The following is a 13,614-nucleotide window of genomic DNA, read 5'->3' on the forward strand; positions in this document are numbered from 1 at the left end:
GCATGCGAGCCTTCCACACTATTGACGACGCCTTCCAAGGCATGCTTGCCAGTCTGCTCGCCGAAGGAAAACGGGTGGACAGCCGCAACGGGGCAGCCATAGAACTTCCCACGCAAGCCTTCGTCATTCAAAGACCCCAGGACCGTTTCCTGCACACACCAGGTCGGAACAACAACCCCTTCGCGGCCATCGCGGAAACGATGTGGGTCTTAGCCGGCCGCAACGACCTCGGCTATCTCACCCCATATCTAAGGCGCGCGCCGCAGTACTCCGATGACGGCGGGAAAACCTGGCGGGCCGGTTACGGCCCGCGGCTTCGTAGCTGGCACGGGGTCGACCAGGTAGCGGAAGTCCACAGCCAGCTCAAGGCTTTCCCATCATCACGGCGTGCCGTCATGGGCCTGTTTGACCCGGAGCTTGATTTCGGGGACAGCGCGGACATTCCCTGCAACAATTGGCTGCACTTCCTGGTCCGGGACGGACGGCTGAACCTCAACGTGGTGGCGCGCAGCACCGACATCTGGTTCGGTTTCTCTGCCATCAATGCCTTCGAGTGGAGCGTCCTGCTGGAGATGATGGCCAGGTGGCTGCACCTTGAGATGGGTGAGCTGACATTCTTCACCTCGTCACTGCACCTCTACTGCGAGTTTGAAGACAGGGCCCGAACCATGCTCGGCAGCCAGGCAGGGGCCGTCGACTATGAAAGCCCAGGCGGCAGCTTTCGCTACGACACCGACTGGGAAAGGTCCGCCGAAGCTCACGGGCAGTGGATGGACCTGGAGCATCAGCTCCGGGCCGGGGCCGACCTCGACGGTTTGCACATCCCGTTCAGCGACCCGATGCTCGTCGCTTACGTTCGGGCGATTGATATTTTTTGGTCCTTCAAACGGGGAAGCACTGCCGAAGATCTTGAGCCCCGTCTGGCTTTGCTGGGGGACAGTGATCTGGGTGCCGCCGCCAGAGAGTTTGTTACCCGAAGGCAAGCACAGGAGCACTGACCGTGCCAAGGACCACAGCATCTCCCCGCCGGTCCTCCCCAGCATTAGCCTGACCGTTGCTGGCCAGCTCCTTCTCCACAGCGTCGTTGATCCCCCACTTTGGTGGAAAGAAGGGAGCGGCAACCGCACGGCCGGGGACGTACCTCTGTTTAATGCGTACCCTCGCACCGATACCAGCGGCCTCGGGGTGGGCTACTCGGGCGTATTTGTCCGTTTCGCAGAATAGGTTCTGGCAGTCGATCATTTTTAGAGGGCGGCCGAAAAGATCCTGGAAGTCAAGCCCGTAACGTTCAAATTCTTCTTCCTGGTGGTCAACCATCCAGCGGATCACGTCTTCGGGCCCAAAACCGTCAGTATCAAGGAAACATTTCGCGAGTCCGCTCCTGGCACCGGGTCCGGCAACTACGAACTCGTTCTCGTCGAAGTCGATGAGGGTGGAGTAGTTCAGGTCAATGGTCAGCTGGAAGGCCAAAAATGGCCCGAGCGAGGGATAGGCAGAAAGAATCTTGTAGACCTGTTGGAGGCTGGAAGCGCCAGCTATTTCTTTGCCGGCTCCGGAAGCCAGGATGTGATCGATGAGCCGAAGGTGGTTGAGATGTTTGCGCTGCGCCCCGAAGGGCGGGGGTGGGATGATGTACGCGGGGGAGTACACCCGCTCACCGCGCCCCATCGCATCTTCCAGAACGCCGTCGAGGACACCAGTGTCGAACGTCGCTGTAGAGAGAACCCCGACGGCCTCTTCAATCAGGCACCAGGTCTCCGGTTTGTTGAAAAAGCGAAACAGCAGCGTCCGCAGCAGGATATTGTCGGGGTCTTGAGGTCCCTCATACTGAACACGGATAAGATCCTGGGACACCCGGTCCGCTGCACGGTAGGCGTTTGTAAAGCGGTGGGCAGTAAGGATGGGGTCCGCTGACCACGGGCCAGGCTGGCCGTCTAGTTTGCCATGGTAAATCCGCTGCCGTTCCGATGCGACAAACCAGTAACTTGCCAGGACAGGACTTGCGACCAGTTTGCGGGATCCTACGCGAATCGATCTCACAGCACCTCCTACAGGCATGCATTTCACTTAGAGGCACAATCTGATCGCGGAGTGTCAGTCGTGCGGCTGCTCACTCAGCCCAGCTTTCTAAGGTTCTAGATTACGCTCTCACCCGGGGCGGGATCAGCAGGTCCTCGGCAGTGTTGTCCGAGCCTGTGCTGATCTCCGAGGAACGAGAGACCTCCTCCCTAGTTGACTTCCTCCCAGGCTTGTGTCGCCGACAAGTGTCAATGGCCAATTCGTCCTTCTCACGCAGGTTCCCGAAAACATGGCAGGGCACCCCACAAGCTCATCACCAAGGTCGGCTGTCGGGTTCGAATCTAAGACTGTTCACCAGGCATGTGCAGGAACTGGTTTTCGCACCCTATTCTGACGGTCATTTCAATGTTTCCTGACGTCAGGTTGGGGTGTGCCCCAACTGGGCGCAGTCAGGGAGTATGACGATCGTGCTCCTCGTCTCGCAACTATCAATGACTATCGGTGCCAACGCACCCAGTTTCGGTACATAGTTCCAAGAATCAACGGGGTTCCCGGACTAACGTAGTCCGCTGTCATTTTCCGAAGGTGAGTGCACGAATGTCCGAAGTCCTGCTCACCGAGTGTTTTTGTCAACAGTGGTCAGCACGGAAATTCAGGCAACCTCAGCACAATCCGCCGGTCCGTACCCAAGCATTCATGATGGAACGGTGACCATTACAAGAACTGTCCTGTTATTCGTCTTGGCCGCCGCTGCTGAGATTGGAGGGGCCTGGCTGGTCTGGCAGGCCGTCAGGGAGGGCAAGGAGTGGTGGTGGGCCGGGCTGGGAGTCATAGCCCTCGGTATCTACGGGTTTGCCGCGACGCTGCAGCCTGATCCACACTTCGGCAGGATCCTCGCCGCGTACGGTGGTGTGTTCGTTGCCGGGTCGTTGGCCTGGGGCATGGTCTTTGACGGGTTCAGGCCCGACCGGTGGGACGTGGCGGGATCCGTCATCTGCCTGCTCGGAGTGGCAGTAATCATGTTCGCCCCGCGAAACGCTGGTTAAATTTTCCTCTGCCGCTGTAAGCAGGACGGGCGTTGAGTGGCGTGACTCAGGTTGGGGTACGGAGCCGCAAGGCGATCCAGAGCCCGCATCGTCGGCAAATATACGCCGGTTCGGTGCCGAGGGCATGAAGTTTTTCGCGTTGCATTGTTCGCCCGCAACAGGAACATTGGCGGTAAGTGTCAGAGGCCATGATTCCTCAGGGCTTCCATCACTTGATAGACCGTCGGTACACCGGCATGACCTTCGGGTGTGGGGTAAATCCGGCATGCGAGATCGTTGCTGGGTGCTCCGTCGGGGAAGATGTCGGCTCCGTCTGCTGTGATCGTAGGCGAACCGGCAAATCCGGTCCCTGCTGTATCGGCCGGGGATCTGATGTGCCGCAGATGGACTGAGACATCTTCATGCCCCATGGCTGCCAGGGCAGCTTCCACCTGCTCAAGTGCTTTTGCCGTGTTGGGGCAGTCCTCGATGTGGAGCAGCTCTATCCTCATACGGTCATTGTCCCCGCGCCTCACCGGCTATGTCGCGGCTGGACCATTTTCCATCGATCCAGCGCCGGGGGAAAGAAGCCCATCCATGGGGGACCGGCGGGCTTTCCGGATCAGACGCTACCTGCAATCAATGCGTGACGGAGAGCAGTGACGGAACCAACAACGCGCATTTTCATTTTCTAGAACGATGGATTTCAAGACCAGCTGAATCGAGAACCCTCAGCGTTTACCTCGGTGGCCAGGGTCCCTCTCGGTTCCGCGGGAGTGGTCAATGCTGCGGGTGGGCATTCGAATCACTCCTCTGCTGTTGTGTGGTCCTGAGCCGTCGTTTTCCCGTGTGGTCGGTCCGGCTTGGAGGTGGTCCTGCTGTGGGAGACGGTGATGAGGATTGCTGAGAGCGCGCCGGCGAGGAGCAGTACCAGACCGGCGCGGTGTTGGTCAGCAGCCGCGGAGGGTTCCCATGTGCGTGCAAGACCTGCGAACCATTCCTGTTCAATTCCTGCAGGCTTGAGGAAACGAAGGCCTGTCGCTCCAATTGCTGCTGATGTTGCGGTGAGGGCAGCGTTCCTGAAATTCCGGGATCCTGGTTTTTCACTACCGGACCGGATCGCAGTGACAAAGAAAACGCCGGCGGTGAGAAAAAGTACCAAGCTGGTTTCGTGCGCCAGATGTTCGCGGAGGCTCAGTTCAAGGGCAGGTGTCAGATAAAACAGGACGGTCAGCGATCCCAGAGTCAGTCCGGAAATCAGCGGCCCTGGTTTGGCAGTCATATGTGCAAACCACAGAATGCCTTCCCGTGGCCCAACGCTGCCGTCAGTCCGTTCCGGCAGAACTTTCAGGGCCAGCTTCAAGGGCCGTGCAGCCATAAGGAGGCACGGTATCGGCAGGGCCATTCCCATCGTTCCGGCGACATGGACACTAAGCAGGACGGGGCCGTATACGGCGGGAGGTCCGGAGGTGATAAAGGTCAGCAGTATCAGGGCACTGAACCAGCTAAGCAGGCAGCGTTTGGGCCACGCGATCCTGGCTCGACGGGCACTTGTGTATGCCCGCCCGTAGGAGAGCGCTGCGAGGATAGCTGCAGTGATCCACAGCCAGTCAGGCCGCCACTGGGTGAACCACACAGTGATATCGGGCTCAGGAGGCAGCAGGTATCCGGTGAGGATCTGGGCTGGAGTAGCGTCCGGGTCTGGTTCCAGCGGCACGGGTGAGGGGCTGCGGGCCAGAGCGACCGCAAGGCCCATGACAGCGCCCATGATCAGCAGTTCGACCGCAAGTACCTGCCACAGCAGACGGGGCAGGCGGCCAGAAACAGCCAATGCCGGTATGACCCGTCGCCGATGAATTAGGCCCAACAGCCCGAGGAGCAGGGTCCCGGCCGTCTTGGACAGGAGCAACGCGCCGTAGGGGGAAACCAGCCCGTCAATACTGCCCAGACGGTAGAGCGCACTGATGGTCCCCGTGACAACGACCAAGGCAAAGGTCAGGCCGGCGAGGACCGAAAAGCGCCGGAGGACGGTTTGTGCTGCTGTGTGGCCCGTTCCCGGGCGGGTGAGAGCGGGAATGGCGGCGGCAAGGGCAATGATGCCTCCGACCCATACGGTTCCTGCCACCACATGCAGGCCCAGGGCATTACTGGCGCCGATGTGATCAACGCTTCCCGCAGCATGGCCGATTGCTGCAGTGGCCGGGATGATGCTGCAAAGCGCGAGCACGGCGGTAGCCAGGAGCGCAACGGCTGAGCGCACGGCGACGACCAGCATACTGACCAGGACGGCGATGACCAGGATGGCCAGCCGGGCCCTGCCGGCCGCGACGTCGGTGACGAACAGCCAGAGCTGGTCCGTGAACTCGGCGTCGCCGCTCAGAGGCCGGCCTGCGATATCGGCATACGTCAGCAGGAGAACCGCCGCCGCGGCCAGCACCCATACCCCCGCTGCCCACGCCACTACTCTCAGCGCCACCTTGATTGAAGGGTGCTCCTTGGGACCATGGTGCCGGGGCAGGATAGCAGCGGCGAAAATCAACGTCCCGGCGACAGCAGCCAACGCGAGGTGATGCAGTACCAGGACCGGCGGCAGACCCCAGCGCACAACTGCGCCGGGGTCCGACAGTAAACGGTCCTGGGCTGAACCGGAGTAGCCCACACCGGCCAGGGCAGCCATGACGGCAGCGGCAAGAACGCCCGCGCTCCATGCCGCCACCGTCGCGGTCCCGGGAGGTCCCGTCCGTAACCTCAATTTCAGCCCTTCCGTAATTTCCGGATGCCGCACTCTCCGGGTGCCCATCTGGGGGTATGCGGCAGAACCGGAGGCGCTGGCGCCGGTATTTACAACCAGGCCGAGGGATCGACTGTCTGGCCGTTGACAACAACTTCGAAGTGCAGATGGCAGCCGGTGGAGTTGCCGGTTGTACCGGCAATCCCGATCCGCGAGCCGGTTTCGACCGCTTGGTTTATCTGTACACCGATCGTTTCGAGGTGGTTGTAGGTCGTTTGGAGGCCGTTCCCATGCTCAATGACAATGCGGTTGCCGCCGCCGTAGGGGCTGAATCCCGCTTCGATGACTGTGCCCTTGCCGGCGCTGAAGACTTCCGTGCCGCAGCCGGCGGCAAAGTCCTGGCCGGTGTGCAGTTCACCTGCCGACCCGGTCAGCGGATTGGTCCTGTATCCAAATGGAGAATTGGTCACCGGATTTAGTACCGGGGAGCTGAGCCTGGCTCCCGGCGCTGGAGCCGCCTTTACGGAAACCTGCGGGGGAGCTGGAGCCGCCTTTACGGAACCCTGCGGGGGTGCTGTTGCCTTGTCGGGGGAAGCTGTTTCTGCGGCATGCGTCTTTTGTTGCGGCGGAGCAGCAGGGCTTGGGCTGGTTGTCACCTCGGTCCGTTCGAAGTTCAGCTGCGCTCCGGCGGCGGCAGCCACGGGCACATAATCCGCTGGCGCGGTGGTTCCTGCTGCTTGTGTTTGGGGGAGGGTAGTGGCGCGCGGGGTGGTTGCGTGGGCGGAGGCCAGCGACGCTGTCAGGGCTACGCTGGAGGCAATGACTGCCAGCGCGGCCTTGCGTCCACGGTGGCGTGATGACCCGTCAGCGGACGGGTCCGCCCGGCGCCTGCCCTGAAGTGGTGCGGCGCGGCGCCGCCCACTGGCGGGCCTTGCCGTGGCGGGCGGGTGCGTACCGGGCACAGGGGAGTCCCCGGCAGGAGTGTGGATGTTCACAAAATGTCCTTCTGCCGGCGCCTGCGGGGTTAGCTGTCGGATTCGGGTCAGGAACAATAACCCGGCCCCTGCCCGCACGCACCGGACATGGCTGCATAGCGGTTCAGGGGCTTCACCCCAAGACGGCCGAAGGGCCGTCACTGATGGGTTCCCCACCTCTGCCAGGTGAACTTGAATGGGCCGGCCGGCTGGCAGAGTTCGGCGCACCGCCCGGGAAACACCCTGTTGATGGCATTTCCACCCCAGTATTGACCTTCCACCGCGGGGGAAGGTCAACACTGGAGGGAAGAACATCACATCCAGCGCCCGGATCAGCGGTACGGCCCGTCCCGGGCAGGCAGAATGGAAACAGAAGACATGCAACATAACCCTTGCACCGCTCCACGAGGTTCCTTATGACGAGCGGCAAGTCATCCAAACAGGCACGTCAAGACGGCGCTGCCAAACTGGCATTGGTGAAGGCACAGCAGGCGCGGCGGGCTACGAGACGCAGGATCGCCGCCGTGATCGGTTCCCTTACAGCGGTCGGAGTGGTGGTCGGCCTGGTCCTGCTCGCCCTGGTGAACGATCCAGCGCCGCAGGCCCGTGGGGACATTGAGGTTACCGGCCTGCAGACTTTCAGCGGCCTCAGCGCGAACCATGTCAAGGACCCGGTCAGCTATCAACAGGCTCCGCCGGTTGGTGGGGACCACTCGCCGGTCTGGCTCAACTGCGGCGTCTACGGCCAGCCGGTACCGGACGAGAATGCTGTCCACGCACTCGAGCACGGGGCCATCTGGGCCACGTACGACCCGGCAAGGATCACCGCTGCGCAGGCCGAAGCACTGCAGGGCGCACTTCCTGACACCTATGCCGTGCTCTCGCCCTTGGAAGGAACCAGCTCGCCCATCATGCTCACAGCTTGGGGAGCGCAGGTCGGGGTTGACTCGCCAGAGGACGAGCGGATCGAACTTTTTGTCTCCAAATACTGGCAGTCACCGGATGCACCCGAGCCTGGAGCCACTTGCACGGGGGGACTGGACGCCCCTGGGCGCAAGTGATGACGGCAAAATCTATGTTTTGGCGCGTTACCGCTGCCGGTGCCGCGCTGGTGTTGGTCTTGCTCGCCGGGTGGGCGGTTGGACGCCTGACTGCGCGGACCGGAGTCCCAGGCGAAGGCAGCCCGGAGGCCGGGTTCGCCCGGGATATGCAGACCCACCATCTCCAGGCCGTGGACATGAGCTTGACGGTCCGGGACCGCACCGAGGACCCCGAAATAGGCCAGCTGGCCTACGATATCGCCCGGTCCCAGCAGCAGCAGTCCGGCCAGATGTACGGCTGGCTCTCGGTATGGGGCCTGCCCCAGGCCGGATCCGAACCCTCGATGGCCTGGGCCGGCAGCCATGGCACTCACGGCGGAACGGAAACGAACGGGACTTCCGGCGTCACTCCGATGCCGGGAATGGCCACTCCCCAGGACCTGGCCAGACTCCGTCAGGCCGACGGCATAGAAGCGGAGAAGCTCTACCTTGAGCTGATGATTGAGCATCACGGGGCAGGGGTCGAGATGGCAGAAGCAATCCTTGCCCGCACCGATGATCAAGCCGTGACCTCCCTGGCCCGCTCCATTGCCACGGCCCAGCTGTCCGAGATCGGGTACATGGAGGAGCTTCTCGCCGCCCGCCAATAGGGCGGTCGAACGGTTTAGCACTCCCAGGATCAGCCCCCATTTGAGGGCATTTCCCTTACCGGTATTGACCTTCCGCTATAGGGGAAGGTCAACACTGGGTCTAAGAGCCTGACAATTTGCGACGGCTCCGGCCCTGTCAGGATCCCGGAGCGCTGAGAGGAACCCGCGTGCCAACTACGACAAAGGACCGGAGCAACCGGACAGCGTGGGCTGTCGGCGGTTTTTTCCTGCTCCATGTGCTGTGCTGTGGGCTGCCGCTGCTAATCGCGGCCGGCGCCCTGGGCGCGGCGGGCTCCGTTCTGGCAAATCCATGGGTCATTGCCGCCGCCGCGTTCCTGGCCGCGGGCGTCCTGGTCCGGGCGCTCCAGCGCCGCCGGAAAGCCGCTTCAGGGGACACGGAGGACTGCTGCGCCCCCGGTGCCGGGTCAGGTCCAGATCCCGTCCCGGGCAGAATCACGGCGCGCACCAACCGATGACGACCCGTCCGGCCGCGCGAACGGACGGGGCTCCGGCGCCGCCGAAATGGCCCTCAGTGCGGAATCTCCTCGCACTGCTGCTTGCCGCCGCATCAGCAGCAGCACTGCTCGTATCGTTGACGTCCAACCCGGCTACGCGGGAAGCCGGGGCGGGGGAGGACCCGGCGCTGGGCACCGGGTTTACCGCCCTGACAAGCCAGGGGGAGCAGGTGTCGGTGCCGGGATCGAAACCGAGCGTGCTCTTTTTCTTCTCCATTGAGTGCGGCGCCTGCGGGCCGGGAACCCGGGTGCTCGCCGAGGTCCAGCGAAGCTCTCCCGCTGCCGTGAACTATGTCGCCGTGGACATCGCGCCCTACGAAACGGCCGACCAAATCCGGGAATTCCTGGCCGGAAACGGGGCGTCATCCCTGGCCTTTGCCTCTGATACCGATACACGGCTCATTACCGCCTATGGCATAAACCAGGTAAGCACCGCTGTGGTCCTGGACGCCGCCGGCACGGAGGTCTTCCGGGCTGTGGAGCCAGACGCTGCGGAACTGCGGACGGCACTGGCCGCGACGGGAGCCGGCTAGGCGAAGGGCCTCACCCAGAGGCGGTCAGATGTAACTGCAGATTTGTTCAGCATCACAGCGCTGAGGGTCGGCCCCCTCGGCGGTGGCATATTGTTCGGCCACGGTCACCCGAAGCGCCGTGAGCTCCGCGATTTTCCGGTCCAGGTCCATCAGCTGTTTCCCCAAGACGTCCCGAACATGGGTGCACGGCGTAATGCCGTCATCGCGGATCCGCAGAATGCCCTGGATCTGCGCCAGGGTAAGCCCGGCGATCTGGCTGCGGCGGATAAATTCGAGGCGGCTGAGAGTGTCGTGCGAGTAGTCGCGATATCCGTTCGCGGAACGTTCAGCCGGCGGGAGCAGCCCCCGGTCCTCGTAAAACCTGATCGTCTTCGTAGTCATGCCGACAGCGTCAGCAGCTTCACCAATTCGCATTTCGGTTCCCTAATTTCGTTCCGAAAACGCACATAACCATTCCATTGTACTGGAAGGTTTCGCGCCGGACCTGTGCCGAGACAGGCGCTGCGACTCTGCTTGACCTTCCCCTGCGGTGGAAGGTCAATGATGGGTTGAAACGGACTACTGGCCGTCCGGTTTTGTGTCCGGCCCCCTGTTGGGGCTGACACGGGACCGGACATTGGAAGGGATGATCATGTCAATAAAAGCGAACGGCCGGGAGCGCCCTGTCCTGGTGCTTGCGACCGGCGCTCTACTGTCCTCCCTTGGTGTTGTGATGGTGGCGCTCGTGTGCTGCGGGATACCCGCTCTGACAGGCGCAGCCGGTGTACTCACTGCAGCCGGCGCAAGGGCTGGCAACCTCTGGATGGTCGCCGCCGCAGCCCTTGCCGCGGGGCTCCTGCTTTTGCAGGCGCAGCGCCGGACCAGCCCGCAGACGGATTGCTGCGCCCGCTCCCGTCCGGGGGACAGCCTGTCCGCGGCCGGTTTGAGGCCAAGAAGCCGTTTATCGCCGGAGCAGGAGCGGTTCGGGCTCCACCGGAGCGGTGCTTCTGCCGCTAAGGATGCAGGGTCACGGGCATGACGGGGGTTTTGGGTCTGGCGTTTCTGACCGGGATGCTGGCCACGGTGAATCCTTGCGGCTTTGCGATGCTGCCAACCTATCTGGCGTACTTCATTGGTTCCGGCCCCGGCGAGGGACGGAAACGGCCGCTGCTTGCAGGTCTTCGGGCCGGGGTTGCCCTCAGCGCCGGTTTCGCCACCGTCTTTGTTACCGCCGGCCTGCTCGCCGCTGTGGGCCTGCGGTCGGTCGCGTCGGCGCTGCCCTGGGCGGCAGCGCTGATCGGAGCCGTCATTGTGGTTGCCGGCCTTGGCATGGTGTTCGGATGGCAACTGCCCGGGACGAAGCTGAACCTGCCCCGGATTCTGAAGACGGACGGGACCGGATCGGGCCTCAGGGCCGTCTTCGGCTACGGCGTGGCATACGCGGTGGCCGCGCTCTCCTGCAGCCTGGCCCTGCTGCTCGCTGTCGTCGCCCAGGCCGTGTCCACCGGAAGCCTGGCCGGACTGCTGGCGGTCTTCGCCGCCTACGCCCTGGGCTCCTCGGTGGTGCTGGTACTTCTGTCCCTCGGTGCAGCGGTGGCCCGCGACGCCCTGGCACGCCACGTCCGAAAGCTGCTGCCCTTCGTCAACCGTCTCGGCGGAGCCGCGCTCATCCTCGCGGGCATCTACCTGCTGCTCTACTGGGTGCCGGCCCTCTCCGGCGGGCAGGCCGGAGGGATCATGAGCGGGGCGGTCACCGAAGCCAGCACCGTGCTGTCCGGTTTCATCTCGGGCAACTGGCCGATCATCGCCCTCACCGCGGTAGCCGCCGTCCTCGCCGCCCTTGCCCTGTCCCTCCGGCGCCGCAACAACAGCAAGGCCCAGCACAACAGCGGACCCGCGGAGGAGGCTGACAGCAGCGACAGCCCAGAATCGTGCTGCAGCCCGGAACCCCTTCTTCCCGACACAGCGCCAGGGCGCACCAACCAGCAAGGAAACCCATGACAACGACCAAAAACCACCGGCGAATCTTCACCATAACCGCCGTTATAGCCGCCGCGGCACTCATCCTGATCCTTTCCCTCACAGCACTGAACCGCGGGAGCGAAACCCCTCCAGCCGCCGGCCCGGTGGGCGAAAACAACGTGGACAGGATCGAGCTCACAGCCGTGGACGGCAAGGCCGTCACCGTCCCCTCCACCCGCCCGACAGTGCTGTATTTCATGGCCAGCTGGTGCTATACCTGCGTTCCGCAAGCAAAAGCGATGAAGGAACTGGAACAGCAATACGCCGACAAGGCAGACTTCGTCGCCGTGGACGTAACCCCGGAGAACACCAAAACCCAGGTGGACGAGTTCCGTGAACTGGCCGACACACCCGGATACCCCTTCGTTGTCGACCAAACCGGGGAGCTCACCCAAAAGTACGCGGTCACATCCCTGGACAGCACTGTCGTCATCGCACCTGACGGCGACATCCTGGGCCGGGCCGACGCCCGGCCCATGAAGACCGATGCCCTTAAGGCATTCCTTGACACAACACTTCCGTAGCAAACACCCAACTCTTCGCTTCCGCTCTTGACCTTCCCGTGCAGGGGAAGGTGCAAACTGGGGACAGCACGCACCAGAAGAACACCTCGGGTGTTCATCCAAGACTCCATGGAGGACCAATGCCTGAGGCAGCACCGGATTTCGATTTAGCCGTGATCGGTTCCGGCGGCGGCGCCTTCGCCGCCGCCATCCGGGCCACCAAGCTGGGCAAGCGGGTCGTGATGATCGAACGCTCCACGGTAGGCGGGACCTGCGTGAACACCGGGTGTGTTCCCTCCAAAGCCCTCCTGGCAGCCGCAGAAGCCCGCCATGTCGCATTGGACGGGACCGGAAGGTTCCCCGGGATCAGCACCACGGCGGCCCCGGTGGACATGGGCGCGCTGATCGACGGGAAACGCTCCCTCGTTGAAACCATGCGCTCGGATAAATACGTTGATCTGGCCGCCGATTACGGGTGGGACCTGCGTCATGGCACCGCGGTGTTCGCCGGCACCCCGGAGGAACCTGTCCTGGAAATCACCGGACCTGACGGCGCACGCGAGTCCCTGACCGCCGCCCATTACCTGGTCGCGACCGGTTCAACCCCGTGGGCACCCCCGGTGCCGGGACTGGATGAAGTCAACTACCTGACCTCGACCACCGCGATGGAACTGAACGAGGTGCCGGAGTCCCTGATCGTCTTCGGCGGCGGATACGTGGCCCTGGAACAGGCGCAGCTCTTTGCCCGCCTCGGATCGAAAGTGACCCTGCTGGTCCGCTCCAGGCTTGCCTCGCACGAGGAACCGGAAGCCTCCCGTGCCCTGATGGGCGTCTTCGCCGACGAGGGTATCCGTGTCGTCCGCCGCGCAGCCGTGACATCGGTCCGCACAGATCCGGCCACCGCAGAAATCATTGCGACCGCTACGGTCGCCGGGGGCCAGGAGGAATTCCGCGCCGCGAAGCTGCTGGTAGCCACCGGACGCCGCCCCGTCACCGACGGACTGAACCTGGACGCCGTCGGCGTCAAAACCGGCGACACCGGCCAGATCCTGGTCGAAAACACCCTCGCCAGCTCCAACCCCAGGATCTGGGCCGCAGGGGACGTCACCGGGCACCGGGAATTCGTCTACGTCGCGTCCGCTCACGGAACCCTGATGGTGGAAAACGCCTTCAACAACGCCGACCGTCAGGTCGACTACCGGCACCTGCCCCGCGTAACGTTCACCAGCCCGACGCTGGCCGCGGTCGGCATGACCGACAAGGAAGCCAACGAGGCGGGCATCCGGTGTGAATGCCGGGTCCTGCCCCTGGAATACGTTCCCCGGGCACTGGTGAACCGGGACACCCGCGGCTTCATCAAAATCGTTGCCGACAACAGCACCGGACGCATCGTCGGGATCACCGCGGTCGGCAAGGAAGCCGGGGATTTGGCCGCCGCCGGGGTGTACATCCTCGAGGCAGGGATGACCGTGGACCAGGTCGCGAACCTCTGGTCCCCCTACCTGACCATGGCCGAAGGGATCAAAATCGCCGCACAGTCCTTCACCACCGACGTCTCCAAACTATCCTGCTGCGCCTCCTGACCCTTGCCAGCTCCCAGCTAAGTCCCCACCTGAAGGAAAC

General features: G+C 63.2%; 15 protein-coding genes and 1 riboswitch. Of the genes, 10 read left to right on the top strand and 5 right to left on the bottom strand.

What is annotated here, in order from left to right; all coding sequences use genetic code 11:
- The first annotated feature begins 2 nt into the window (after positions 1 to 2).
- Positions 3 to 998: a thymidylate synthase gene (locus AC4BCK_RS21080; RefSeq protein ID WP_490567046.1), complete on the top strand. Its 996-nt coding sequence runs from the start codon at positions 3 to 5 to the stop codon at positions 996 to 998.
- Here AC4BCK_RS21080 and AC4BCK_RS21085 read toward each other — a convergent pair.
- On the bottom strand, positions 970 to 2,058 hold the full coding sequence (locus AC4BCK_RS21085; protein WP_490567047.1) for a nucleotide kinase domain-containing protein: 1,089 nt from the start codon (positions 2,056 to 2,058) through the stop codon (positions 970 to 972). The genes AC4BCK_RS21080 and AC4BCK_RS21085 overlap by 29 nt on opposite strands.
- Before the next feature lie 668 nt (positions 2,059 to 2,726).
- Here AC4BCK_RS21085 and AC4BCK_RS21090 point away from each other — a divergent pair.
- Entirely contained in the window at positions 2,727 to 3,065 is a 339-nt protein-coding gene (locus tag AC4BCK_RS21090; protein WP_174182073.1) for a YnfA family protein, read from the top strand.
- A 179-nt stretch (positions 3,066 to 3,244) separates the two neighbouring features.
- Here AC4BCK_RS21090 and AC4BCK_RS21095 read toward each other — a convergent pair whose 3' ends face one another.
- From AC4BCK_RS21095 to AC4BCK_RS21105, 3 genes are all read right to left on the bottom strand, one after another.
- On the bottom strand, positions 3,245 to 3,556 hold the full coding sequence (locus AC4BCK_RS21095; RefSeq protein WP_174182071.1) for a thioredoxin family protein: 312 nt from the start codon (positions 3,554 to 3,556) through the stop codon (positions 3,245 to 3,247).
- A 293-nt stretch (positions 3,557 to 3,849) separates the two neighbouring features.
- Complete coding sequence (locus tag AC4BCK_RS21100; protein WP_490567048.1) at positions 3,850 to 5,760, bottom strand: bifunctional copper resistance protein CopD/cytochrome c oxidase assembly protein; 1,911 nt, start codon at positions 5,758 to 5,760, stop codon at positions 3,850 to 3,852.
- A gap of 125 nt (positions 5,761 to 5,885) precedes the next feature.
- Positions 5,886 to 6,770, bottom strand: a complete 885-nt coding sequence (locus AC4BCK_RS21105) for a M23 family metallopeptidase (RefSeq protein ID WP_490567049.1) — start codon at positions 6,768 to 6,770, stop codon at positions 5,886 to 5,888.
- A gap of 3 nt (positions 6,771 to 6,773) precedes the next feature.
- Positions 6,774 to 6,948: riboswitch (cyclic di-AMP (ydaO/yuaA leader) on the bottom strand.
- A gap of 277 nt (positions 6,949 to 7,225) precedes the next feature.
- Here AC4BCK_RS21105 and AC4BCK_RS21110 point away from each other — a divergent pair.
- The 4 genes from AC4BCK_RS21110 (at position 7,226) to AC4BCK_RS21125 (ending at position 9,487) form a co-directional block, all read left to right on the top strand.
- Positions 7,226 to 7,810, top strand: coding sequence for a thioredoxin-like domain-containing protein (locus AC4BCK_RS21110; RefSeq protein ID WP_343045047.1), 585 nt, complete (start codon positions 7,226 to 7,228; stop codon positions 7,808 to 7,810).
- A complete protein-coding gene (locus AC4BCK_RS21115) occupies positions 7,810 to 8,439 on the top strand; it encodes a DUF305 domain-containing protein (RefSeq protein ID WP_174182067.1) in 630 nt (209 codons plus the stop codon). The genes AC4BCK_RS21110 and AC4BCK_RS21115 overlap by 1 nt, the downstream gene beginning before the upstream one ends.
- A 167-nt stretch (positions 8,440 to 8,606) precedes the next feature.
- Complete coding sequence (locus AC4BCK_RS21120) at positions 8,607 to 8,915, top strand: hypothetical protein (protein WP_174182065.1); 309 nt, start codon at positions 8,607 to 8,609, stop codon at positions 8,913 to 8,915.
- Positions 8,916 to 8,971: 56 nt separating this feature from the next.
- Entirely contained in the window at positions 8,972 to 9,487 is a 516-nt protein-coding gene (locus tag AC4BCK_RS21125) for a TlpA family protein disulfide reductase (protein ID WP_343045046.1), read from the top strand.
- 24 nt (positions 9,488 to 9,511) lie between these two features.
- Here the strand turns inward: AC4BCK_RS21125 and AC4BCK_RS21130 are convergent, their stop codons facing one another.
- A complete protein-coding gene (locus tag AC4BCK_RS21130) occupies positions 9,512 to 9,901 on the bottom strand; it encodes a heavy metal-responsive transcriptional regulator (RefSeq protein ID WP_174182063.1) in 390 nt (129 codons plus the stop codon).
- 298 nt (positions 9,902 to 10,199) lie between these two features.
- Between AC4BCK_RS21130 and AC4BCK_RS21135 the strand changes: the two genes are divergently transcribed.
- The 4 genes from AC4BCK_RS21135 to merA all read left to right on the top strand — a co-directional run bounded on the left by AC4BCK_RS21135 (position 10,200) and on the right by merA (position 13,574).
- Positions 10,200 to 10,505 (top strand): hypothetical protein, encoded by a 306-nt coding sequence (locus AC4BCK_RS21135; protein ID WP_490567076.1) that lies wholly within the window; start codon positions 10,200 to 10,202, stop codon positions 10,503 to 10,505.
- A complete protein-coding gene (locus tag AC4BCK_RS21140; RefSeq protein ID WP_490567050.1) occupies positions 10,502 to 11,467 on the top strand; it encodes a cytochrome c biogenesis CcdA family protein in 966 nt (321 codons plus the stop codon). The genes AC4BCK_RS21135 and AC4BCK_RS21140 overlap by 4 nt, the downstream gene beginning before the upstream one ends.
- Positions 11,464 to 12,012, top strand: a complete 549-nt coding sequence (locus AC4BCK_RS21145; protein ID WP_490567051.1) for a TlpA family protein disulfide reductase — start codon at positions 11,464 to 11,466, stop codon at positions 12,010 to 12,012. The genes AC4BCK_RS21140 and AC4BCK_RS21145 overlap by 4 nt, the downstream gene beginning before the upstream one ends.
- Before the next feature lie 119 nt (positions 12,013 to 12,131).
- Positions 12,132 to 13,574, top strand: coding sequence for a mercury(II) reductase (gene merA, locus AC4BCK_RS21150; protein ID WP_490567052.1), 1,443 nt, complete (start codon positions 12,132 to 12,134; stop codon positions 13,572 to 13,574).
- Positions 13,575 to 13,614 lie beyond the last annotated feature (40 nt).

It is taken from the genome of Pseudarthrobacter sp. As-47 (assembly GCF_058215595.1).

Bases quoted from the DNA above. Each gene is read 5' to 3' on its own strand.
- AC4BCK_RS21080 (WP_490567046.1), top strand. From the start codon at position 3: ATGCGAGCCTTCCACACTATTGACGACGCCTTCCAAGGCATGCTTGCC.
- AC4BCK_RS21085 (WP_490567047.1), bottom strand. From the start codon at position 2,058: ATGCCTGTAGGAGGTGCTGTGAGATCGATTCGCGTAGGATCCCGCAAA.
- AC4BCK_RS21095 (WP_174182071.1), bottom strand. From the start codon at position 3,556: ATGAGGATAGAGCTGCTCCACATCGAGGACTGCCCCAACACGGCAAAA.
- AC4BCK_RS21115 (WP_174182067.1), top strand. From the start codon at position 7,810: ATGACGGCAAAATCTATGTTTTGGCGCGTTACCGCTGCCGGTGCCGCG.
- AC4BCK_RS21130 (WP_174182063.1), bottom strand. From the start codon at position 9,901: ATGCGAATTGGTGAAGCTGCTGACGCTGTCGGCATGACTACGAAGACG.
- AC4BCK_RS21135 (WP_490567076.1), top strand. From the start codon at position 10,200: ATGGTGGCGCTCGTGTGCTGCGGGATACCCGCTCTGACAGGCGCAGCC.
- AC4BCK_RS21140 (WP_490567050.1), top strand. From the start codon at position 10,502: ATGACGGGGGTTTTGGGTCTGGCGTTTCTGACCGGGATGCTGGCCACG.
- AC4BCK_RS21145 (WP_490567051.1), top strand. From the start codon at position 11,464: ATGACAACGACCAAAAACCACCGGCGAATCTTCACCATAACCGCCGTT.
- merA (WP_490567052.1), top strand. From the start codon at position 12,132: ATGCCTGAGGCAGCACCGGATTTCGATTTAGCCGTGATCGGTTCCGGC.